We start from the raw sequence: 21,100 nt of genomic DNA on the forward strand, positions 1-21,100 counted from the left end.
CTTTGCTGCGGTAAGCGTCCGGCACGCTGCAGGCGATGCCGGGCGGTGGTGCGCTACTTCTTGACGAAACCGATCTTCTGCATGTGCGCGTTCTTGGCCGACGCCAGCACCTTGGCCAGGATGCCGTACTCCGCGTCCTCGCTCATGTCGATCTCCAGCGTCGGCTGGTTGGTGACGTCGCGCTGGACCTCGGCGTCCATCATCTGTCGCAACGCCGTCACCGGCGTCGGGCTGTCGTTCCAGTAGATCGTGCCACCCGCGTCGATCCGCAACCGGATCGGTTCCGGCGGGTCGACCGGGTTCTGCGGCGGGTTCAGCGAGCGCTGCGGCAGGTCGATGTCGATCGGGTACGACACCTGCGGCGCGGTGACCATGAAGATGATCAGCAGCACCAGCATGATGTCGCACAGCGGGATGATGTTGATGTCGGCCATCGGCGCGCCATCGCCACCACCGGATGAAAAGGCCATCGTGCGTTCTCCCGATCAGTTCTTTTCGCGGGCCGAAACGAAGCCGACCTTGCGCATGCCCTTGGCCTGCGCGAGGTTGACCACCTCGTTGACGATCCGATAGGGCGTGGTCGCGTCGCCGCGCACGTTGACCGGTGGCTGCGGCGTCTTCTGCGCTTCCACCGCCAGCGTGCTGTCGAGCAGGTCCATCGTCACCGGCTGGTCGTTGAGGTAGAGCGTGCCGTTGGACGTGATCGCGATCGTCAGGGGAGGCGCCGGCGGCGCCTGGTCCGGACGCTCGTCGAGGTTCGCCTGCGGCAGCTCGACCTTGACCTTGTGCGCCATCAGCGGTGCCGTGACCATGAAGATGATCAGCAGCACCAGCATCACGTCGACCAGCGGCACGATGTTGATCGTGGCGTTGACCTTGTCGTGACCGCCATTACCGCCTGAACTGAAGGCCATGTCGGTTCTCCGTCAGTCTGCCGTCGACGCTCAGCGACCCGCGTCGCCGACGCGCGCGCCGGTGGCGAAGAAGTCGTGCAGGTCGTGGGCGAAGGTATCGAGCTTGTTGTTCGTGTTGCGGTTCAGGCGCACGAAGAAGTTGTAGCCCAACACCGCCGGGATCGCGACCGCCAGACCGATCGCCGTCATGATCAGCGCCTCACCCACCGGACCGGCGACCGCGCCGATGTCGGCCTGGCCACTCATGCCGATGGCGATCAGCGCGTTGTAGATGCCCCACACCGTGCCGAGCAGGCCTACGAACGGCGCGGTCGCGCCGACGGTGGCGAGCACGGTCAGGCCGGCTTCGAGGCCCAGCGATTCGCGGGTCACGGCCTGGCGCAGCGCACGGTCGACGAACTCGGAGCGGCTCAGCGTCTCGGCCAGGCGCGACGCATCGTGGCGCTGGTGGTGGGCGGCGGCCTGGGCGGCGTCGAGCGCGACCTTGGAGAACGGTTCGCTGCGCGGCTGCTCTTCCATGAAGCGGATCGCATCCTGGGCGTTCGGGGTTTCCCAGAACGTCGCGATCACGCGATCGGAGTTCTTCTTCAGCCGGATGTTCTTGATGAAGTTGTAGATGATCCAGTAGATCGAGAGGACCGACATCAGCACCAGGACCAGGAACACGATCCAGTTGACGACCGTCATGTGCTCCATCAGGTTCATGAAGCCCATCTGGGTCAGTGCTTCGGCGTTGTTGCCTCCGGTCACCGGGGCGGCGGTGGTTTCCTGCAGCATGACGCTTACCTTCTAGATGTTGTTGAGTGTAGGAAGTGGAGCGGGTTGTAGCGGATGGAAACTGTGTAGCAGAACGATCAGCCGCCGAGATTGAAGTCGACGGGGACGCGCACGCGCCCGGCTGCCGGCTGGCCGTTGACGATCGACGGGTTGAAGCGCCACCTGCGCGCGGCCTGCATCGCCGCACGGTCGAGGTCGCGGTTGCGGCTCGAGCGCTCGACCGAAACGTTGGTCACGTTGCCGTTGGCGTCGACGTCGATCACCAGGATCACCGTGCCCTCGATGCCGGAGCGCAGTGCGGCCGGCGGGTATTGAGGCGGATTCATGTTCTTGGAGGAGATGTCGACGCTCGCGCCGATGTCGGGCTGCGCGGCGGGCGGCGCCGGCGGCGCCGGCGGCGGCGCGGGCGTGTCGACCGGCGACGGATCGTCGAACACCACCGGCGGCTCTTCCGGCGGCGGCGGCAGCGGGGTCGGCTGCGGCGGCACCAGCTCCTTGATCGGCGTCGGCTTCGGCGGCTCGGGCGGCGGCGGCGGCGGCGGCGGCGGCGGTGGTGGCGGTTCGATGATCACCACGCGGGTGGCGTCGTCGTCCTGTTTTTCGGCCTGGGGTGGCGTGGCCGGGGCCAGCATCAGCAACAGCGCTGCGGCGTGGATGGCCACCACCAGGGTGAATCCGGTGATTCGCGCCCAGTCCAGACCTTCGTCTTCGTTTTTCTTGTCGGTCGTCGGCAAGCGGTCGGTCATGCGTTGAACTCAAGTCTGGGCCGGGCGCCGCGGCGTCCGGGGTCGTGTCGTGCCGCCGCCGGTTTTCGGCGACGGGAACTTCCAAGCTTATACCAATCCGCTGGCGCGATACCAACCGGTTTCCCTTCCCGATGGCATCACTGGGTGCGCGCTAGGATCCGGCGCGCTTCCTCGGGCGACTTGACGCCCTTGTCGAGCGCCTGCTGGGCCGCCTGCTTGGCCTGCGCGAGGCGACCCTCGTTGGCCTGCAGCTTGGCCAGGTTGAGATAGGTCTCGCCGTTGGGCGCCAGCGGCGCGGCTTTCTCGTAGGCCGCGATCGCCTGGTCGATCTGCTGCGGCTCGCCGAAATAGTGGGCCTGCGCCAGCGCCACGTAGGTCTGGTAGTCGGGCTTGAGGATGTTCTTCTGCAGACCCTCGTTGATGATCTCGATCGCCTTCTGCTGGCCGTCGTCGAGGTTGAGGTAGGAGGCCATCAGGTTGCGGTACTCGCGCTCCTCGGTCAGTTCGCCCTTGGCGCGCAACGCCTCGTACACGGCCGCGGCCTTGTCGTACTGGTCGGTCTGCAGATAGGTGGCGGCGAGGTTGAGCTGCGAACGCTTGTCGTCGGGCGTGTTCGCCGCAATCTGCTCGGCGAGCTTCGCCGCCTCGGCGCCCTGATCGGATTGGGCGTAGGCGGCCATCAGCAACTGCTGCCATTCGGGCTTGGCCTCCGCCGATTCGGCGAGCGGCTTGAGCGTGGCGATCGCCTCGGGGTAGCGCTCCATGCGCAGCAGGACGTTGCCCTTGAGCGCGGCGATGTCCGGATCCTGGGTGCGGGTTTCCGATTGCAGGCGTTCGATGGTCGCCAGCGCCTCGTCGTGGCGGTCGTCCTGGGCATGGAGCTGGGCGATGATGTACATCACCTCGTAGTGCTCTTCGTTCTTGAGGCCATCGAACTCGAGCGCCCGCTGCAGATAGCCGAGCGACTTGGCGTCGTCGCTGCCGAGGAGCTGGGCCCCGGCGATGCGCGCGGCCAGGGACTTCTCGTATGCATTGGACTTCTCGTCCGCGATGATCTCGTCCGCGATCGCCTGGGTCTGGGCCTCGTCCTGCGCCTCGTAGGCCTCGGAGAGCTTGCCCAGGCGCGTGCTGCTCGACCGGGAAGCAGGCTTGGTGTCGGGCTGTTCGCGCGTGGCATCCGGGAAACGGGCCTGCTGCTCGGCCCGCGCACCCTTCGCTCCCTTGTTCGCGCGATCGGTGCGTCGCTCTTCCGCCCGGGTCGGGGCGCCTTGCGCCAGCGCGGCAGTCGTCGCCAGCATCAGCCCGGTGGCCATCATCGCGGCGAGCAGGCGGGCGGGAAGGTTGGTCTTGGACATGGGGTCACCTTGGGTCGTGCCGCGATTACGCAGCAGGTTGGAACGAAGCGTTGTAAGGATGGGGTGTTGCAGGTCAACCACAGGCGGGCCGGCGGCCGGCGGCGCGCGCCTGTTCGTAGGTCGGCAGTTGCTGGTTGGCACGGGCCTGCAGCTCGGCGATGCGGCTCTGCGGATCGGGATGGGTGGACAGCCATTGCGGCGGGCGTTCGCCGCCGGCGGCGATCATGTTCTGCCACAGCGAGACCGCGGCGCGCGGGTCGAAACCGGCCTGCGCCATCAGCCGCTGGCCGACGACATCGGCCTCGCTCTCCTGGGCGCGCGAGCCGGGCAACAGGAAGCCGGTCTGCGCCAGCATGCCGCCGCCCTGGGTCGCGAGCTGGCCGTAGTCGCCGGCGAGCGCGCCCAGCAGTTGCACCGCCCCGGCGGCACCCATCTGCCGGGTGATGCGCTCGTCATGGTGGCGCTCGATCACATGGCCGATCTCGTGGGCCACCACCGCGGCGAGCTGGTCCTGGTTCTTCGCCACGGCGAACAGGCCGGTGTTGATGCCGACCTTGCCGCCCGGCAACGCATAGGCGTTGGGTTCCTTCTCGGCGAACACCGCGCTTTCCCACGCCATCGAACGCTGGTCGGTCGGCAGCTGCCGCACCAGCGCGTCGACCACGCAGCGCACGTAGGCGTTCTGTCCGGCATCAGTGCTGAGCGGGCCCTTGCGCTTGGCGTCCGTGAAGGCCTGGGCACCGAGCTGGTTCAGCTGCTGCTGCGAGACGGCGCCGACATACTGGGTGCGGCCGGTCGACGAGGTCGTGGTCGCGCACGCCGCAAGCAGCGCGACGATGACCAGCATTGCGATGGCGTGCCTCATGGTCCGGACCCTGTTCCGTAGTCGCCGCGAGTGTGGCGGCGGGTGTCTTAAGTTTTCGTCAACCTCGCACCGGGCGCGAGGCGCCGGCGGGGGCGGGGGCGTGCAGGGTCCGCTGCGTGCAGGCTCCATCCGCGCCCCCGGCCCGCGTGGGCCCCGGGCGCGGCATCGGCGCTAGATGTCGAGGTTCGCCACCTTGAGCGCGTTGTCCTCGATGAACTCCCGGCGTGGCTCCACCACGTCGCCCATCAGGGTACTGAAGATCTGGTCGGCGGCAACTGCATCCTCGATCCTGACCTGCAGCAGCCGGCGCGTTTCCGGATTCACCGTGGTGTCCCACAGCTGCTCGGGATTCATTTCGCCCAGTCCCTTGAAGCGCTGGATCTGGCGTCCCTTCTTGGCCTCCTCCAGCAGCCAGGCCTGCGCCTGGGCGAAGCTGGCGACCGGCTGGGCGCGGTTGCCGCGCACGATCTGCGCGCCCTCGCGCACCAGGCCGTGCAGCAGCGCCGCCGCTTCGCGCAGCGCCCGCAGTTCGCCGCCCTCGAATGCCGACAGCGGCAACACCTGGATCATCTCCACACCCATGTGGCGGCGGCGTGACAACAGCGCCGCCGGATGGCCCTCGCGCGCCGACTGCCACTCCAGCGCATAGCGCGGTCGGCCGAGGCCCTCGCGGTTCAGGCGCTTTTCCAGCGCCTCGAGTTCGTGCCGTTCGTCGGTGTTGGCGCTCAGGGCCTCGGGCTCGAGCGGGGTGAAGTCGATCAGCGCTTCCAGCAGCAGCGGGTCGTAGCGGTGCGCGTTGCGCGCGATCGCGTCGCGCGCGCCGGCGTAGGCCAGCAGCAGCTTCTCGAGCGCCGCGCCCTCGATCGCCGGCTCGCCCGTCGCCGGCACCAGCGACGCGCCCTCGACCGCGTTGCCGGCGAGGTAGGCGTCGAGCGCGGCATCGTCCTTGAGGTACAGCTCGGTCTTGCCCTGCTTGATCTTGTACAGCGGCGGCATGCCGATGTAGACGTGGCCACGCTCGAGCAGCTCCGGCATCTGCCGGTAGAAGAACGTCAGCAGCAGGGTGCGGATGTGCGAGCCGTCCACGTCGGCGTCGGTCATGATGATGATGCGGTGGTAGCGCAGCTTGTCGGGGTTGTACTCGTCCTTGCCGATGCCGGTGCCGAGCGCGGTGATCAGGGTGCCGACCTCGGCGCTGGCGAGCATGCGGTCGAAGCGCGCGCGCTCGACGTTGAGGATCTTGCCGCGCAGCGGCAGCACCGCCTGGTTCTTGCGGTTGCGGCCCTGCTTGGCCGAGCCGCCGGCCGAGTCGCCCTCGACGATGAACAGTTCGGACAGCGCCGGATCCTTCTCCTGACAGTCGGCCAGCTTGCCCGGCAGGCCGGCGATGTCGAGCGCACCCTTGCGGCGGGTCAGGTCGCGGGCCTTGCGGGCAGCCTCGCGGGCGCGGGCGGCGTCGACGATCTTGCCGGCGATGGCGCGCGCCTCGTGGGGGTGTTCCTGCAGGAACTCCTCCAAACGTGCCGCGAACGTGCTGTCAACGACCGGCCTGACGTCGGAACTGACCAGTTTTTCCTTGGTCTGCGAGGAGAAGCTCGGGTCCGGCACCTTGACCGAGAGCACCGCGATCATGCCTTCGCGCATGTCGTCGCCCGACAGCGTGACCTTGGCCTGCTTGGCGATCCCGCTCTGCTCGATGTAGTGGGTGAGCGTGCGCGTGAGCGCGGAGCGGAACCCGATCAGGTGGGTGCCGCCATCCTTCTGCGGGATGTTGTTGGTGAAGCAGAACATCGTTTCCTGGTAGGCGTCGGTCCACTGCAGGGCCACGTCCACGGTGATGCCGTTCTGCTCGCCGGTCACCGAGATCACGTTCGGGTGCAGCGGCGTCTTCAGCTGCGCGAGGTGCTCGACGAAGCTGCGGATGCCGCCTTCGTACTGGAACACGTCGCGGCGCCCTTCCCCGCGCTCGTCGACCAGGGTGATCTTCACCCCGGAATTGAGGAAGGACAGCTCGCGCAGGCGCTTGGCGAGGATGTCGTAGTGGAATTCGGTGTCGGTGAAGATCGAGGTCGCCGGCCAGAAGCGCAGCGTGGTGCCGCGGCGGGTGGACGCATCCAGCCGCTTGAGCGGATACACCGGCTCGCCCAGCGCGTACTCCTGCTGGTGGTGGAAGCCGTCGCGCCAGATGTCCAGGGTGAGCTTGGACGACAGCGCATTGACCACCGACACGCCGACTCCGTGCAGGCCGCCGGAGACCTTGTAGCTGTTGTCGTCGAACTTGCCGCCGGCGTGCAGCACGGTGAGGATCACCTCGGCCGCGGAACGGTTCTCTTCCTTGTGGATGTCGACCGGGATGCCGCGGCCATTGTCGGACACCGCCACCGAGCCGTCCTCGTGGATGGTCACGTGGATGTCGTTGGCGTGGCCGGCGAGCGCCTCGTCGATCGAGTTGTCGACCACCTCGAACACCATGTGGTGCAGGCCGGTGCCATCGTGCACGTCGCCGATGTACATGCCCGGCCGCTTGCGTACGGCCTCCAGGCCGCGTAGCACGGTGATCTTGCTGGAGTCGTAGGTCTGGGCGGACGGGTCGCCCGGAAGCTCGGGATGTTCGGTCATTCGCACCACCGTCATGGCGGCGCGGCGCACGGGATGCGGCCACGCCCCACGACACATTAGTTATAGGGACTGAGGCACGAATTATAGCTTCGCGGGCGGCGGATAGGGGGGCGGCGGCGGTGCGCACGTCCGCATGGTTTCCGCTCCCTTCACGTGGCGCGCGGCTCAGCCCCCATGCGCGCCGGGCGTGCCGGCTGTGGGCGAGACGTCGCCGCGTTCCACGTGGAACATGACGGGCGTCCAACCCGCCTCCGCCAGGGCCGGTGGGGATTCGGTCCCGGTGACGAAGACCTGTGCGCCACTTTCGCGCAGGCGCTCCAGCAACCGTTGCTGATGCGGGCGGTCGAGCTCCGAGGCCAGATCGTCGAGCAGGAACACCGGCCAGTGGTGGCGGCGGTCGGCAAAATCCTCCGCCTGCGCCAGCAGGCAGGCCAGCGCGGTCAACTTGGCCTGCCCCCGCGACAGCGCCTCGCCCGCAGGCCGGGTGTCGTGCTCGACGCGCCAGTCGGCGCGGTGCGGCCCGACCGAGGTGAAGCCGGTGGCCAGGTCCCGCTCCCGGGCCAGCAGCAGCGCGTCGGCCAGGGACAGCTGCTCGCGCCGCCAGCCCGACCGGTAATGGAGGTTTCCTTCGCCCAGTTGCGGCAGCAGATCCCGGGAGATCGCCCGGAAACGCGGCCGCAGCCGCTCGACGTACGCCCGACGCTGCAGGTCGAGGTGCTCCGCGGCGGCGGCAAGCTCGGCATCCCAGGCCTCCAGCTGTCCATGCGCGGCTCGTTGCTTGAGCAGGGCATTGCGCTGCTTCAGGGCCCGCGCATACCGCCGCCATACCGGCTGGAACGGGTTGTCCCCACGTTCCACGTGGAACAGACCCCAGTCCAGGTAGCGCCGCCGCGCCTCGGCGCCTCCGGTGACCAGCGTGTGGCTGCCTGGCTCGAAACTGACCGCGGCCAACGCGGCGCAAAGGTCGCCCAGGTGCTGCACGCTTTCCCCGTCGAGACGGCCGGTCCAGGCCTGGCCGCTGTGACGCAAGCCGGCCTTGCGGTGGACACCGTCGGGCTCTTCCCATTCGGCGAACACCTCCAGAACCTCGTTCCCGGTCCGGATCAGGCCATCGCGCACCCGTCCACGGAAACTGCGGCCGTAGGCGAGCAGGTGGATCGCTTCGAGCAGGCTGGTCTTGCCCGCGCCGTTCGGCCCCAGGACCAGGTTGAGCGCCGGACCGGGCCGCAGTTCCAGCGGCGCGAGGTTGCGCACGCCACTCGCCGTCAGCCGGGTCAGGCGCACGCGCACCCACCCGGGAAGGTCGGCAACGGTTGCCGGGACGACCGGCCCACGGCACCGGAAAACGACTTCGCCCGGTGTGACCCGGGCGAAGCAGGCGGTTCCACGTGGAACACGACCGTCGTCAAAGGCGCAGCGGCATCACCACGTGGCGGCACTTCTCGCTCCCGGCCTCGCGGACCAGCGCCGAGGAGTTGGCGTCGCGCAGTTGAAGCACCACATGCTCGTCGCGCAGCGCGCTCAGGGCGTCGAGCAGGTAGTTGACGTTGAAGCCCACGGCCAGCCCGTCGACCTTGGTATCGGCCTCGACCTCTTCCTGCGCCTCTTCCTGCTCGGGATTGTGGGCATTGATGCGCACCAGACCAGGCGAAACTTCCAGCCGCACGCCACGATACTTCTCGTTCGACAGGATCGCCGCGCGCTGCAGCGACGCGCGCAGCGCCTCGCGATCGATCCGCACCTCGCGGTCGGCGCCGATCGGGATCACCGCCTCGTAATCGGGGAAGCGGCCGTCGATCAGCTTGCTGGTGAAGGTGACATCGTCGCGCTTGACCCGGATGTGGTTGCGACCCATCTCCAGCACCAGCGCGCGGTCGCCGCCCTCGAGCAACCGCTGCAGTTCCTGCACGCCCTTGCGCGGGACGATGATCTGGCGCTTGTTGGCCACCGCCTCGTCCAGGCCGGTTTCGCACAGCGCCAGGCGATGCCCGTCCGTGGCGACGCAACGCAGGCGCTTGTCGGCCAGGTCGAACAACAGGCCGTTGAGGTAGTAACGCACGTCCTGCTGCGCCATCGCGAACGCGGTGCGTTCGATCAGTTCCTTGAGCGCGGCCTCCGGCACGCTCACGCGCTCGGTGGCCTCGACCTCGTCGACCGACGGGAAATCGTTGGCCGGCAGTGTCGACAGGGTGAAACGGCTGCGTCCCGCCTGCACCGTGACCTTGTCGCCCGTCTGCGACAGGGTGATCTTGCTGCCGTCGGGCAGGGCGCGGGCGATGTCGAACAGCTTGCGCGCCGGGATCGTGGTCTCACCGTCCTGGGCGTCGTCGACCGCGCTGCGCGACACCATCTCGACCTCCAGGTCGGTCCCGGTCAGCGAGAGCAGGCCGTCCGTCACTTGGGTCAGCAGGTTGGCGAGCACGGGCAGGGTCTGCCGCCGTTCGACGACGTTGACCACTTGGGCCAACGGTTTCAGGAGGGCTTCGCGTTGCAGGCTGAAACGCATGCGTTGGGTTCCTGTAGCAAGGCTCTTGAATGGATAAGAACTTCAAAGGCGGTGGTGCTTGGGGGGCCTGCACAGTGGGCGCAAGTATCTCAACACATTGATTTTATTGAGCTTTTGAGGTGCCCCGGCGTGTGGATAAACCGGCCTGCCCAAGGCAGGCAAGCTGTGGATCATTCACGACGCCCAAGGTTGTCCACAGGTTGTGCGAGCACTGTCCACGGACACCACAACATCTAGTGTAGCGAAGGTTTCGGATCGCGGGGCTGCAGCGCGCGGACGTGTCGTGGGACCGCTTTGCGCGCTCCCGACGTGTCGTCCGCCGGCGGGAAAGCCGGGCGTCCCGTCGCGGGAGACTTGGTACGCCTGGTAGGTCGCCATCGGGCCTGCCTGCGCGCCTATTCGCTGAGCTTGCGAATGAGTTTGTCCCAGTCCTCGCGCAGCTTGCCGTCCGTCTCCATCAGGTTGCGGATCTGGCGGCAGGCGTGGAGCACCGTGGTGTGATCGCGGCCGGCGAAGGCATCGCCGATCTCCGGCAGGCTGTGCTCGGTCAGTTCCTTGGCCAGGGCCATCGCCATCTGCCGCGGGCGCGCCAGCGAGCGGGTGCGACGCTTGGACAGCAGGTCCTTGATCTGCAGGCCGTAGTAATCGGCCACCACCTTCTGGATGTTGGGGATGCCGATCGACTGCTGCTGCGCGCGCAGCAGGTCGCGCAGCGTCTCCTGCGCGAATTCCACGGTGATCGTGCGGCCGGTGAAATTGGCGCGCGCGGCCAGCGAGTTGAGCGCGCCTTCCAGGTCGCGCACGTTGCCGTGCATCTTCTTGGCCAGCAGGAAGGCGACTTCCTCCGGTACCCGGGTGCCGCGCTCCTGTGCCTTGGCCAGCACGATCGCCGCGCGGGTCTCGAAATCAGGCGGATCGATCGCCACCGACAGCCCCCACGACAGCCGCGACTTCAGCCGTGGCTCGAGGCCGTCGACCTCGCGCGGGTAGCGGTCGCAGGTCATGATGATCTGCTGGCGGCTTTCGAACAGCGCGTTGAAGGTGTGGAAGAACTCTTCCTGGGTGCGGTCCTTGCCGGCGAAGAACTGGATGTCGTCGATCAGCAGCGCGTCGACCTGCTGGAACTGGCGCTTGAAGCGGTCGGTGGTCTTTTCCTGCAGCGAGCGGAAGAACGCGCTGTAGAACTGTTCCGAACGCAGGTACAGCACGCGCGCGGCCGGATTGGCCTGGCGCATGGCGTTGCCGGCGGCGAACATCAGGTGGGTCTTGCCCAGGCCTGTGCCGCCGTAGAGCAGCAGCGGGTTGTGCGCGCGGTCGCCGGGCCGGAGCGCGGCCTGCCAGGCGGCGGCGCGCCCGAGCTGGTTGCTGCGGCCCTCGACGAAGTTGTCGAAGGTGTAGTGCGCATCGAGGTGGCCGGCGAAGGCTTCCACCGGCACGGCGCCGGCGGTGGACGAAATGCTGGCGGCGGTCGCGACGACGGCTGCCCGCGGCAGCGAGCCGATCTCCAGCGCCACGTCGCCGCTGCCGGAGAAATGCGCGAGTAGCTCGCGGATCCGCCCCAGGTAACGGCTCTGCACTTCGTCGCGCACGAACGCATTGGGCGCGTACAGCACGGTGCGGCTGTCGTGGCTGCGCGCCTGCAACGGCTTGAGCCAGGTGTGCACATCCTCGGCCGGCAGTTCGGCTTCCAGGCGTTCGAGGCAGCGGGGCCAGGCATCCATAGCGGTCTTGACGGCGAAAACGGGAGCGGCCGGCGCGCGCTGGCGGGCCGGTCGTCGGGGTGGCGAGGGGAGGGCAGACTACCACCCGCATCCGGGGTGCGCACTGGCCGCCCGGCGAATGCCGACCGCACCCGGCTTGACCGGCGCGGCGCGCGGCCGCTAGAATCTCCGGTTCTTTCCGCCCGCTGCATTGTCGTAGACCCGCCATGGCCACCAAGCGCACCTACCAGCCCAGCAACCTCAAGCGCAAGCGCGACCACGGCTTCCGTGCCCGCATGAAGACTGCCGACGGCCGCAAGATCCTCGCCCGCCGCCGCGCCAAGGGCCGCAAGCGCCTGTCGGCCTGAGCCGCGGCCAAGCCGCGCCCCGGCCTCGCCACCGGCCGGAACCCCGTTCGTCCATGACCGATGCACGCTTCCCGCGATCCGCGCGGGTACGCGCGCGTGCCGACTTCGACCGCATCTTCCGCGACGGGCGCCGTGTTGCGCTGCCCGCGCTCGCCCTGCATTGGCTGGCCGAGGACAGCGCGGCCCGGCTGGGCCTCGCGGTGTCGCGCAAGGTCGATCCGCATGCCGTCGGCCGCAACCGGATCAAGCGCATCCTGCGCGACCATTTCCGCCACCTGCGCCCCGCGCTCGCCGCCGGCGCCTACGTGATCGTCGCCCGTCCGCCGGCGGCGAGCGCCGCCCCGATGGCATTGCGCGAGGCCTTCACCGCGCTGCTGCGTCGCGCCGGTGCGTTGCCGCACCCTGCCGTGGACGGCACAATGCCGGCCGCGGATTCCCGCCCGGCATTCCCGCCTTCCCCTGTTGCGCCGCGCACCGACGGCGAATGAGCCTGCCTGTCCGATGAACCAGACCCGCACCTTCCTGATCCTCGCCTGGTTGATGGTGGCGGTGTTGCTGTGGATGGAATGGAACAAGGAGCAGGCCGCGCCGCCGGTCGATGCCGCGAGCGCGCCGGCGTCGACCGCGAACGGCGCGGGAGCGGTGCCGTCGATGCCTTCGTCCGCCGCCCTGCCGACCGCGGTCCCGGAGGCCCCGGCCCTGCCGCAGGCGCCGGGCGCGAGCGTCGAGAGCAGCGCCGCCCCGGCCCGGGCCGGCGCCGTCCAGGTCGAGACCGACGTGCTGCGGCTGGTGATCGACGGCGGCAGCGTGCTGCGCGCCGAACTGCTGCAGTATCCGCAAAGCCGCGACGAGGACAGCCCGCCGGTGGTGCTGTTCGACAGCCAGCCCACGCACTTCTACGCCGCGCAGAGCGGTTGGGTCAGCGCCGGAGGCGCGGCGCCGAACCACGAGCAGGGCTTTGTCCCGGACACCGCCGAACGCGCGTTCGCGCTCGCGCCCGGGCAGGACGAACTGGTGGTGCCGTTCGTCTGGCGCGGTCCGGATGGCGTGAGCATCCACCGCAGCTACGTGCTCCGCCGCGGCCACTACGCGATCACCGTGCGCGACGAGCTCAGCAACACGGGCGCGCAGCCTTGGCAGGGCTTCGTCTATCGCCAGCTGCTGCGCGGCACGCCGAACGTCAAGCGCGGCATGACCAATCCCGAATCCTTCAGCCTTACCGGCGCGACCTGGTACGGCGACGCGCAGGGTTACCTGCGGCGCTGGTTCAGCGACTACGACGATGGCGCGGTCAACGCGACGGACAGCAACACCTGGATCGCGTTCGTGCAGCACCACTTCTTCAGCGCGTGGCTGCCCGACGGGCCCGGTGGCGCGAAGAACGTGATCGCGCTCGACACCGACACCGGCAGCGGCGCCCCGCGCTACCTGATCCGGGAAATGTCGGGGGCGCCGGTGGTGCTCGCGCCCGGCCAGCAGGCCACCAGTTCGGCGCGGCTGTGGGTGGGCCCCAAGCTGGTCGGCCAGATCCAGGCGCAGCAGGTGCCCGGCCTCGACCGCGTCGTCGACTACAGCCGCTTCTCGATCATGGCGTGGCTGGGCGAGGGCCTGTTCTGGGTGCTGGCCAAGCTCCACGGCGTGTTCGGCAACTGGGGCTGGGCGATCGTCGGCCTGGTGGTGCTGGTGAAGATCCTGCTGTTCCCGCTGGCGACCGCGCAGTACAAGTCGATGGCGAAGATGCGCCGGTTCCAGCCGCGCGTGCAGCAGCTCAAGGAGCGCTACGGCGACGACAAGCAGAAGTTCCAGGTCGCGATGATGGAGCTGTACAAGAAGGAGAAGATCAACCCGGTCGGCGGCTGCCTGCCGGTGCTGCTGCAGATGCCGATCTTCTTCGCGCTGTACTGGGTGCTGCTCGAATCGGTGGAGCTGCGCCATGCACCGTGGATCGGCTGGATCCAGGACCTGACCGCGCGCGACCCGTGGTTCATCCTGCCGGTGATCAACATCGCGGTGATGTGGGCCACGCAGAAGCTCTCGCCGATGACCGGCATGGATCCGATGCAGCAGCGGATGATGCAGATGATGCCGCTGGTGTTCGGCGTGATGATGGTGTTCTTCCCGGCCGGCCTGGTGCTGTACTGGGTCACCAACGGCGGCCTCGGCCTGCTGCAGCAGTGGTACATGCTGAAGAAATACGCCGATCCCGCGCCGGCCAAGGCCTGACGGAGCCGCGATTCGCACGAAGCCCGCCGAGAGGCGGGCTTTTTCCTGGTTCTTCGCCCAGCTCGGAAGGGGTCGGCTGCTGTGAAGACGAAGACAAAGACAAAGACAAAGAGGCTCGGCTTGCGGACGCGTGCGCCATGCGCAGCCAGATCACTGCACTCGCGCAGTTTGAAAAACGCTAACAGTCCGGCACGCAGGGTGCGGATGCCCTTGGGTGCGAAATCAAGGAGGAGGCGATGGCCACAGGCCGTCGCCGGGGGACATTCGTACCCAAGGGTATCCGTACCCCGCCCCCGGTCCGCGAACACACGCAGAGCTTCCATCGTCGGTAGCAGACTCTTCAATTCCTGCCCATGAGATCTCGCGGCGCGACCGGTGTCGCCTGCTGCAGGCGCTTCGCGGAACGAAGGGCGAACGCGGTACGCTCTTACCGATTCCCGATTCCCGATTCCCGATTCCCGATTCCCGATTCCCGATTCCCGATTCCCGTGACCGCGAACCCCACCGACACCATCGTTGCGATCGCCACCGCGCCCGGTGCGGGCGGCGTCGGCATCGTGCGGCTGTCGGGCCCAGCCGCGCGCGCCATTGCCGCGACCCTGTGCGGTCGTGCCCTGCGTCCGCGGCACGCGCATCACGTCGGATTTCGCGACGACGACGGCGCGATCCTCGACGACGGCATCGCGCTCGCCTTCGTCGCACCGGCCAGCTACACCGGCGAAGACGTGGTCGAACTGCAGGCGCACGGGAGTCCGCCGCTGCTCCGACAGCTGGTCGCGCGTTGTTGCGCGCTGGGCGCGCGGATGGCGCGTCCGGGCGAATTCAGCGAGCGCGCCTGCCGCAACGGCCGCCTCGACCTCGCCCAGGCCGAGGCGGTCGCCGACCTGATCGCCGCCTCCGATATACGCGCCGCACGCGCCGCGCGCCGCGCGTTCGAAGGCGAGTTCTCGACGCGTGTCGAGGCGCTTGCCGCGACCCTGCTCGCGATCCGTGTACACGCCGAAGCCGCGATCGATTTCGCCGACGAACCGCTCGATACCCTCGGTGGCGACGCGCTGCGCGCCAGGCTGGTCGACACCCGTGACCAGCTCGATGCCTTGCTCGCAGCGGCCGAACGCGGACGCAAGTTGCGCGACGGCCTGCATGCGGTGATCGTCGGCCCGCCGAACGCCGGCAAGAGTTCGCTGCTCAACGCGCTCGCCGGCAGCGATCGCGCGATCGTCACCGAGCTCGCCGGCACCACCCGCGACCTGCTGCGCGAAACCGTGCGCATCTACGGCGTCGAGCTCACCCTGGTCGACACCGCCGGGCTGCGCGAGGACGGCGATGCGATCGAGCGCGAAGGCATGCGCCGCGCGCGCGAGGAACTGCGACGCGCCGATCTCGCGCTGGTGGTGCTCGACGCGCGCGACCCCGACGCCGGCCTGCGCGCGCTCGGAGGCGATCTCGACAGCGTGCCGCAGCGCATCGTCGTCCACAACAAGGGCGACCTGCTGCCCGCGCACGCCGTCGCGTCGCAGGAAGACGCGATCCTCGCGTCGGCGCGCACCGGCGCCGGGCTGGACCGGGTGCATGCGCGCCTGCGCGCCGCGGCCGGTGGCGAGGAATCCGGCGAAGGCGCGTTCACCGCGCGCGCGCGCCACGTCGAGGCCCTGCATCGCGCGCGGGCGGCCTGTGCCGAGGCCGCGCCCGCGCTCGAACGCGAGCAGCTGGACCTGGCCGCCGAAGCCCTGCGCATCGCCCACGACGCGCTCGGCGAGATCACCGGACGCACCCTGCCCGACGATCTGCTGGGACATATCTTCTCGACCTTCTGCATCGGCAAGTAGCGCGGCCGCGCATCCCTCGCAGCGGGAGCCCCAGTCCTGCCACCCGCAAATTTTCGCCAACTGCGTCACAGTTTCCGGGCGCGACCGCGCTCAGACTTCCCGCCACGGCCCGGCAGGTTGACAAACGCCGCGGGCTGTCGCGTCCTAGGGACGCAAGTGATCCGTCATCACAGGGGAAAATCGATGTTCACGAACACCACCGCGTCGGGCCGGAGGGGCCTGCGTCGGCTCTCGACCGGGATTGCGCTCGCCTTGGGCGTGGGCGCGTTGCTCGCGTCATGCAAGCAGGAGGCGCCGAGCGCCGACGGCGCCCCGCCTCCGGCGGCGACACCGGCCCAGCCCGAGGCCGCGACCCCGCAGGCGCCCGCCGAGGCGGTATCGGCCGAGGTCGCCGCACTGAGCGCCGAACAACTGCGCGAGGCCGCGTCCAAGGCCTATCAGGAGAGCCGGCTGTATGCGCCGGGCGGCGACAACGCGATGGAGTACTACCTCGCCCTGCGCGACAAGCAGCCGGCCGACGCCGGCGTGTCGAGCGCCCTGGTCGACCTGCTGCCGATGACCGTGATCGCGACCGAACAGAGCCGCGACCGCGGCGACTTCGCCGAGGCCAGGCGCCTGCTGGCGCTGATCGAGAAGACCGATTCGGCCTATCCCGCGGTGGAGCGTCTCAAGACCACGATCGCCAGCGCCGAGACCGAGGCCGCGCGTCGGGCCGCGCAGGAACAGCTCACCGCCGAACAGGAGGCGCAGCGCCAGCAGCAGCTCGAGCGCGAGCGCCAGGAACAGCAGCGGCTGGCCCAGGAACAGGCGGCGCGCGACCTGGCTGCGCAGCAGCAGCAGGCGAGCCAGGAAGCGGCCCGCCAGGAGGCCGCCCGCCAGGAAGCGGCGCGCCAGGAGGCCGCCCGGCAGGAGGCCGCCCGCCAGGAAGCGGCGCGCCAGGAAGCCGCGAGCCAGGCGGCCGCCAACCGTCCCGCCGCCAGCGCTTCGGATCTGCGCGCGATCAGCACGCCGGCGCCGCGCTACCCGCCCGACGCCCTGCGCGCCGGCACCGCGGGCGAAGTGCAGCTGGAGTTCACGGTGGCGGTCGACGGGTCGGTGAGTTCGGCGCGCGTGGTGCGTGCCGATCCGCCGCGCACCTTCGATCGCGAAGCGCTCAACGCGGTCCGTCGCTGGCGCTTCGAACCGGTGCCGGCCCCGGTCACCACGCGTCGCACGATCAACTTCAGTCCGTCGCAGTAGACCGCGCGATGACGCAAGGAAAAAGCCCGGCGAAGCCGGGCTTTTTCTTCTGTCGCGTCTCGCGATGGGCCGTGCGGGACGGCTTTCCGGTACGGGCAGTCGCGCCTGAAGACGCTCCTGCGCGAAGCGCTCCGGGCTCGGGTGCGAGCGGCTGCGCGTTCTTCGCTGCAGGCCGTGCCTCAGGCCGAGATCGCCAGCTTCTCGCGGTGGTACAGGCGTGCGGCCATCAGCCACAGCACCAGGCCCAGCCCGAAGCCCGCGCCGAGGTACACCGCCCATTCCTGCAGCGCGATCGGCTCGCTGCGCACCAGCTTGAGGATCATCTGGTTCTGCGCCAGGAACGGCACGGCGAACTGCCAGAGCTGGTTCTTGATCGGGTTCACCATCAGCATGATCGTCGGGATGATCGGCAGGAACATCAGCACGCTCATGTAGCTCTGCGCCTCCTTCACCGACTTCACGCTCGCCGCGATCAGGGTCAGCAGGGTGGTGCCGATCAGCACCATCGGCAACAGCACGAACAGAAGCTGCGCCATCACCGGCAGCGAGACGTCGACCATCTGCATCGGTCCCGGTGCGAGCTGGAACGAGAACTTCAGCGAGACCACGATCAGCAGCAGAGAGAGCATGCCGAACAGGCAGGCGGCGAGGATCTTGCCGCTCATGATCGCGGCGCGCGCGGCGGGCGTGGCCAGCAGCGGTTCCAGCGACTGCCGCTCGCGCTCGCCGGCGGTCACGTCGATCACCAGCGCCGCGCCGCCGAGGAAGCTCAGCAGGATCAGCAGGTAGGGCAGGAACGCGAGCATCATGCCGCGTCGCGCCTCGGGCGTGGCGACGTCGCGCTGGCCGATCTGTACCGCGAATCCGGCCTCCGGGCTGACCCCGCGGTTGATTCCGCGCAGGACGCCGACGGTGCGGCTGTACTCGAGCAGCACGCCGCGCAGGCGGTCGACCGGGATCCGCGAATCCTGGCGCGAGCTGTCGTAGATCAGCTCGATCTTGGCGCTGCGGCTGGCGCGCCACTGCTCGCCGAACTCGGGGTCGATCTTCAGCACCACGTCGAACGCCTGCTCGCGCACCGCCTGGTCCGGGTCCGGCGGTGCCGGCATCGCCTCGATGTTGCGGCCCTTCAGGAACGCGACCAGGTTCGGCGCGTGCTCGGCGCCGACCACCGGCAGCTCCAGCGTCGATTCGAGCTGGGTGCGCATCTTCTTCTCGGCCAGCGCGCCCATGCCCAGGATCAGCGCCGGGATCACGATCGGCCCGAGGAACAGGCCCAGCGCCATGGTCTTGCGGTCGCGGAACAGGTCCAGCAGTTCCTTCTTCGCGACGGTCCAGATCGCCTTCATGCGCGTGCTCCCGTGGTCGCTTCGGCTTCGAGGTCGGCGAGGCGCACGAACACGTCCTCGAGGTCCGGCAGTCCGGTCTGTTCGCGCAGCTCCTCGGGAGAACCGATCGCGCGCACTTCGCCGTGCGCGATCACCACGATCCGGTCGCACAGCGCGGCGACCTCCTGCATGATGTGGCTGGAGAAGATCACGCAGCGCCCTTCGTCGCGCAGTCCGCGCAGGAATCCGCGCAGTCCGCGCGTGGTCATCACGTCCAGGCCGTTGGTCGGCTCGTCGAGGATCACATTGCGCGGGTCGTGCACCAGCGCGCGCGCGATCGCGGTCTTGGTGCGCTGGCCCTGCGAGAAGCCCTCGGTACGGCGGTCGAGGAAATCCTCCATCACCAGGGTCCTGGCCAGGTCGGCGGTGCGGCGGTCGATGGTCGCCTCGTCGAGGCCGTGCAGGCGCCCGAAGTAGGCGACGTTCTCGCGCGCGGTCAGCCGCTTGTAGACGCCGCGCGCATCGGGCAGCACGCCCAGCCGTCGGCGCACGGCGGTCGGGTCCTTCGCCACGTCGATGCCGTCGACCTCGATATGGCCCTGGTCGGGCGCCATCAGGGTGTAGAGCATGCGCAGCGTGGTGGTCTTGCCGGCGCCGTTGGGGCCGAGCAGCCCGGTGATCTCGCCATCGCGCGCCTCGAAGCCGACGCCCTTCACCGCATGGACGGTGCCGGTCTTGGCCTTGAAGGATTTGTGCAGGTTGTCGAGAAGGATCATGGAAGTTCCGTGATTCGAGGATTGGTGATTGGTGATTGGTGATTGGTGATTCGACAGAGCGGATCCGGATTGCGGCGGCGATTGCCTTTCCCAATCACGAATCACGAATCATGAATGACAAATCGCCGCTCTTACGGCTCCCAGCCGTAGTTGCCGGCGAACGGCGGCTGCGCGCTCAGGCGCTCGAGGCACTTGGCGTCGAGAGACTTCGCGTCCGCGGTCTCGAGAAACTGCGCGAACAGCTTGGGCATGCAGCCGGTACCGAGCACGCTGTGGCCCTGGCCGGGCAGCACCAGATGACGGCCGTTGGGCAGGGTCTGCACCACCTCGTCGCCGTAGCGCGGCGGCGTGACCGGGTCGAGTTCGCCGCTGACCGCGAGCACCGGCACGTCGCCCGAAAGCGGCGCGCGGAAATCCGCCGCGCGCGCGCCCTTGGGCCAGGCCGCGCACTGGGCGGCGAGCATGTCGACCAGCAGGTTGCCGAGCACGGTGTCGGCATCCGCGTCGGCGTCGCGCTCGCCGAACTCGGCCGCGTCTTCGCTGCAGCTCACCGACAGACCCATGCCGATCGCCATCATGTCGCTCATCTGCGACGAGAGCATGCGCGACTGGGCGAGCAGGCTCTCGTAGCGCTGCTGCGCAGCCTCGTGCAGCACCAGCGGCAAGGTCGCCGCCATCGAAGGCTGATAGGCGTACATGCGCAGCAGCCCGGCCAGGTGGCCGAAACGCGGGACTTCCTCGCGCCATTCGCCCGACACCGGGTCGCGGTAGCGCACCGGCGCGATGCCGCCGGCCTGCAGCCGGTCGCGCACCAGCGTCAGCTGCCGGCGCGGATCGCCGAGGTTGGTGAGGCAGGCCTCACTGGCGCGGCAGCGCTGGAACTGCGATTCCAGCGCATCCTCCAGGTTGCGCGCGTGGTCCTGCCCGAGGACCAGCGAGTTGGGCACCACCGAATCGAGCACCACGCTGCGCGTGTGTTGCGGATAGGTGGCCGCGTACTGCTGCGCGACGCGCGTGCCGTAGGACACGCCGACCAGGTTGACGCGCTCGACGCCGATCCTGCGCCGGACCAGGTCGAGGTCGCGGATATGGTCGCCGGTGGTGTAGTAGCGCAGGTCCGCGGTCTTCTGCAGTTCGTCGCGGCAGGCCTCGGTGAGGCGCACCATCGCCTCGGGCGTCTCGTTCTCGGGATCGGCCAGCGCCTGCTCGTCGCCGAAGCCGGGACAGTGCAGCGGATGCGAGCCGCCGGTGCCGCGCGCGTCGACCAGCAGGACGTGGCGGTTGCGACGCACGTCGGAGAACGCTTCGCGGACGCTCGGGAAGCTCTCGATCGCCGACTGCCCGGGACCGCCGGCGATCATGTAGATCGGATCGGCCTCGGCCATGCCGCGGGCCGGCACCAGCGCGATCGCCAGATCGATGCTGCGGCCGTCCGGCGCATCGTGGTTCTCCGGCACGGCGAGCGTGGCGCATTGCGCCTCCACCGCGTCGCCGCCGGGCGCGCTCAGCGCGCACGGCTCGAACGCGATCTCGCCGTAGCGCAGCTTGCCCTGGGCGTCGGCGCGCGGGCCGGCCTGTTGGCGCGCGGTGCCGTCGCAGCCGGCGAGCAGCAGTGCGCCGGCGAGCAGGGAGAGGGGGAACAGCGCGGACTTCATGCAGATGCCTCCGGGAAGAAAATCGATTCGATGGCGGTGTCGAACAGTGCCGCGATCCGGAACGCAAGCGGCAGGCTGGGATCGTACTTGCCGGTTTCGATCGCGTTGACCGTCTGCCTCGAGACCTCCAGACGCTCGGCGAGCTGCGCTTGTGACCAGCCATGCGCCTCGCGCAGTTCGCGCACACGGCTCTTCATCGG

The 21,100-nt window shown here is 69.0% G+C and carries 19 protein-coding genes; 5 read left to right on the forward strand and 14 right to left on the reverse strand.

All coding sequences use genetic code 11. The features are described from left to right. Window positions 1–53 precede the first annotated feature (53 nt). From JMO03_RS17060 to dnaA, 10 genes are all read right to left on the reverse strand, one after another. Complete coding sequence (locus JMO03_RS17060) at window positions 54–470, reverse strand: ExbD/TolR family protein (RefSeq protein WP_202844957.1); 417 nt, start codon at window positions 468–470, stop codon at window positions 54–56. 15 nt (window positions 471–485) lie between these two features. Beyond that, on the reverse strand, window positions 486–914 hold the full coding sequence (locus JMO03_RS17065; protein WP_202844958.1) for an ExbD/TolR family protein: 429 nt from the start codon (window positions 912–914) through the stop codon (window positions 486–488). A gap of 30 nt (window positions 915–944) precedes the next feature. Next, a complete protein-coding gene (locus JMO03_RS17070) occupies window positions 945–1,691 on the reverse strand; it encodes a MotA/TolQ/ExbB proton channel family protein (RefSeq protein WP_202844959.1) in 747 nt (248 codons plus the stop codon). A 77-nt stretch (window positions 1,692–1,768) separates the two neighbouring features. Further along, the gene (locus JMO03_RS17075) at window positions 1,769–2,437 is read right to left on the reverse strand and encodes an energy transducer TonB (protein WP_202844960.1); all 669 of its coding nucleotides are present in this window, start codon (window positions 2,435–2,437) and stop codon (window positions 1,769–1,771) included. Between the two features lie 137 nt (window positions 2,438–2,574). Beyond that, on the reverse strand, window positions 2,575–3,792 hold the full coding sequence (locus JMO03_RS17080) for a tetratricopeptide repeat protein (protein ID WP_202844961.1): 1,218 nt from the start codon (window positions 3,790–3,792) through the stop codon (window positions 2,575–2,577). A 73-nt stretch (window positions 3,793–3,865) separates the two neighbouring features. Then, a complete protein-coding gene (locus tag JMO03_RS17085) occupies window positions 3,866–4,657 on the reverse strand; it encodes a M48 family metallopeptidase (protein ID WP_202844962.1) in 792 nt (263 codons plus the stop codon). A 171-nt stretch (window positions 4,658–4,828) separates the two neighbouring features. Next, complete coding sequence (gene gyrB, locus JMO03_RS17090; RefSeq protein WP_202844963.1) at window positions 4,829–7,276, reverse strand: DNA topoisomerase (ATP-hydrolyzing) subunit B; 2,448 nt, start codon at window positions 7,274–7,276, stop codon at window positions 4,829–4,831. Between the two features lie 165 nt (window positions 7,277–7,441). Beyond that, entirely contained in the window at window positions 7,442–8,560 is a 1,119-nt protein-coding gene (recF, locus tag JMO03_RS17095; RefSeq protein ID WP_202844964.1) for a DNA replication/repair protein RecF, read from the reverse strand. Window positions 8,561–8,681: 121 nt separating this feature from the next. Further along, on the reverse strand, window positions 8,682–9,782 hold the full coding sequence (gene dnaN, locus JMO03_RS17100) for a DNA polymerase III subunit beta (protein ID WP_202844965.1): 1,101 nt from the start codon (window positions 9,780–9,782) through the stop codon (window positions 8,682–8,684). A 395-nt stretch (window positions 9,783–10,177) separates the two neighbouring features. After that, entirely contained in the window at window positions 10,178–11,503 is a 1,326-nt protein-coding gene (dnaA, locus tag JMO03_RS17105; RefSeq protein ID WP_202844966.1) for a chromosomal replication initiator protein DnaA, read from the reverse strand. A gap of 206 nt (window positions 11,504–11,709) precedes the next feature. Here dnaA and rpmH point away from each other — a divergent pair, with 206 nt between their 5' ends. From rpmH to JMO03_RS17130, 5 genes are all read left to right on the forward strand, one after another. Continuing rightward, a complete protein-coding gene (rpmH, locus tag JMO03_RS17110; protein ID WP_024892171.1) occupies window positions 11,710–11,850 on the forward strand; it encodes a 50S ribosomal protein L34 in 141 nt (46 codons plus the stop codon). A gap of 53 nt (window positions 11,851–11,903) precedes the next feature. Continuing rightward, complete coding sequence (rnpA, locus tag JMO03_RS17115) at window positions 11,904–12,338, forward strand: ribonuclease P protein component (protein ID WP_202844967.1); 435 nt, start codon at window positions 11,904–11,906, stop codon at window positions 12,336–12,338. A 13-nt stretch (window positions 12,339–12,351) separates the two neighbouring features. Continuing rightward, entirely contained in the window at window positions 12,352–14,073 is a 1,722-nt protein-coding gene (yidC, locus tag JMO03_RS17120) for a membrane protein insertase YidC (RefSeq protein ID WP_202844968.1), read from the forward strand. Window positions 14,074–14,561: 488 nt separating this feature from the next. Beyond that, on the forward strand, window positions 14,562–15,902 hold the full coding sequence (gene mnmE, locus JMO03_RS17125; RefSeq protein WP_337926441.1) for a tRNA uridine-5-carboxymethylaminomethyl(34) synthesis GTPase MnmE: 1,341 nt from the start codon (window positions 14,562–14,564) through the stop codon (window positions 15,900–15,902). A 183-nt stretch (window positions 15,903–16,085) separates the two neighbouring features. After that, on the forward strand, window positions 16,086–17,141 hold the full coding sequence (locus JMO03_RS17130; RefSeq protein ID WP_202844970.1) for an energy transducer TonB: 1,056 nt from the start codon (window positions 16,086–16,088) through the stop codon (window positions 17,139–17,141). A gap of 179 nt (window positions 17,142–17,320) precedes the next feature. On the opposite strand, the gene JMO03_RS17135 is transcribed toward JMO03_RS17130, so the two are convergent. The 4 genes from JMO03_RS17135 to JMO03_RS17150 form a co-directional block, all read right to left on the reverse strand. Further along, window positions 17,321–18,490: an ABC transporter permease gene (locus JMO03_RS17135; RefSeq protein WP_202844971.1), complete on the reverse strand. Its 1,170-nt coding sequence runs from the start codon at window positions 18,488–18,490 to the stop codon at window positions 17,321–17,323. After that, window positions 18,487–19,245: an ABC transporter ATP-binding protein gene (locus JMO03_RS17140; RefSeq protein ID WP_202844972.1), complete on the reverse strand. Its 759-nt coding sequence runs from the start codon at window positions 19,243–19,245 to the stop codon at window positions 18,487–18,489. Before JMO03_RS17140 ends, JMO03_RS17135 begins: the two co-directional genes overlap by 4 nt. 131 nt (window positions 19,246–19,376) lie before the next feature. Then, on the reverse strand, window positions 19,377–20,900 hold the full coding sequence (locus tag JMO03_RS17145) for an alpha/beta hydrolase (RefSeq protein WP_202844973.1): 1,524 nt from the start codon (window positions 20,898–20,900) through the stop codon (window positions 19,377–19,379). Beyond that, entirely contained in the window at window positions 20,897–21,097 is a 201-nt protein-coding gene (locus JMO03_RS17150) for a helix-turn-helix transcriptional regulator (protein WP_202844974.1), read from the reverse strand. Before JMO03_RS17150 ends, JMO03_RS17145 begins: the two co-directional genes overlap by 4 nt. Window positions 21,098–21,100 lie beyond the last annotated feature (3 nt).

The organism is Luteimonas saliphila (genome assembly GCF_016774335.1).
GTDB lineage: Bacteria > Pseudomonadota > Gammaproteobacteria > Xanthomonadales > Xanthomonadaceae > Luteimonas > Luteimonas saliphila.

Bases quoted from the DNA above. Each gene is read 5' to 3' on its own strand.
- JMO03_RS17060 (WP_202844957.1), bottom strand. From the start codon at position 470: ATGGCCTTTTCATCCGGTGGTGGCGATGGCGCGCCGATGGCCGACATC.
- JMO03_RS17065 (WP_202844958.1), bottom strand. From the start codon at position 914: ATGGCCTTCAGTTCAGGCGGTAATGGCGGTCACGACAAGGTCAACGCC.
- JMO03_RS17070 (WP_202844959.1), bottom strand. From the start codon at position 1,691: ATGCTGCAGGAAACCACCGCCGCCCCGGTGACCGGAGGCAACAACGCC.
- JMO03_RS17075 (WP_202844960.1), bottom strand. From the start codon at position 2,437: ATGACCGACCGCTTGCCGACGACCGACAAGAAAAACGAAGACGAAGGT.
- JMO03_RS17080 (WP_202844961.1), bottom strand. From the start codon at position 3,792: ATGTCCAAGACCAACCTTCCCGCCCGCCTGCTCGCCGCGATGATGGCC.
- JMO03_RS17085 (WP_202844962.1), bottom strand. From the start codon at position 4,657: ATGAGGCACGCCATCGCAATGCTGGTCATCGTCGCGCTGCTTGCGGCG.
- gyrB (WP_202844963.1), bottom strand. From the start codon at position 7,276: ATGACCGAACATCCCGAGCTTCCGGGCGACCCGTCCGCCCAGACCTAC.
- dnaN (WP_202844965.1), bottom strand. From the start codon at position 9,782: ATGCGTTTCAGCCTGCAACGCGAAGCCCTCCTGAAACCGTTGGCCCAA.
- dnaA (WP_202844966.1), bottom strand. From the start codon at position 11,503: ATGGATGCCTGGCCCCGCTGCCTCGAACGCCTGGAAGCCGAACTGCCG.
- rpmH (WP_024892171.1), top strand. From the start codon at position 11,710: ATGGCCACCAAGCGCACCTACCAGCCCAGCAACCTCAAGCGCAAGCGC.
- rnpA (WP_202844967.1), top strand. From the start codon at position 11,904: ATGACCGATGCACGCTTCCCGCGATCCGCGCGGGTACGCGCGCGTGCC.
- yidC (WP_202844968.1), top strand. From the start codon at position 12,352: ATGAACCAGACCCGCACCTTCCTGATCCTCGCCTGGTTGATGGTGGCG.
- JMO03_RS17130 (WP_202844970.1), top strand. From the start codon at position 16,086: ATGTTCACGAACACCACCGCGTCGGGCCGGAGGGGCCTGCGTCGGCTC.
- JMO03_RS17135 (WP_202844971.1), bottom strand. From the start codon at position 18,490: ATGAAGGCGATCTGGACCGTCGCGAAGAAGGAACTGCTGGACCTGTTC.
- JMO03_RS17140 (WP_202844972.1), bottom strand. From the start codon at position 19,245: ATGATCCTTCTCGACAACCTGCACAAATCCTTCAAGGCCAAGACCGGC.
- JMO03_RS17145 (WP_202844973.1), bottom strand. From the start codon at position 20,900: ATGAAGTCCGCGCTGTTCCCCCTCTCCCTGCTCGCCGGCGCACTGCTG.
- JMO03_RS17150 (WP_202844974.1), bottom strand. From the start codon at position 21,097: ATGAAGAGCCGTGTGCGCGAACTGCGCGAGGCGCATGGCTGGTCACAA.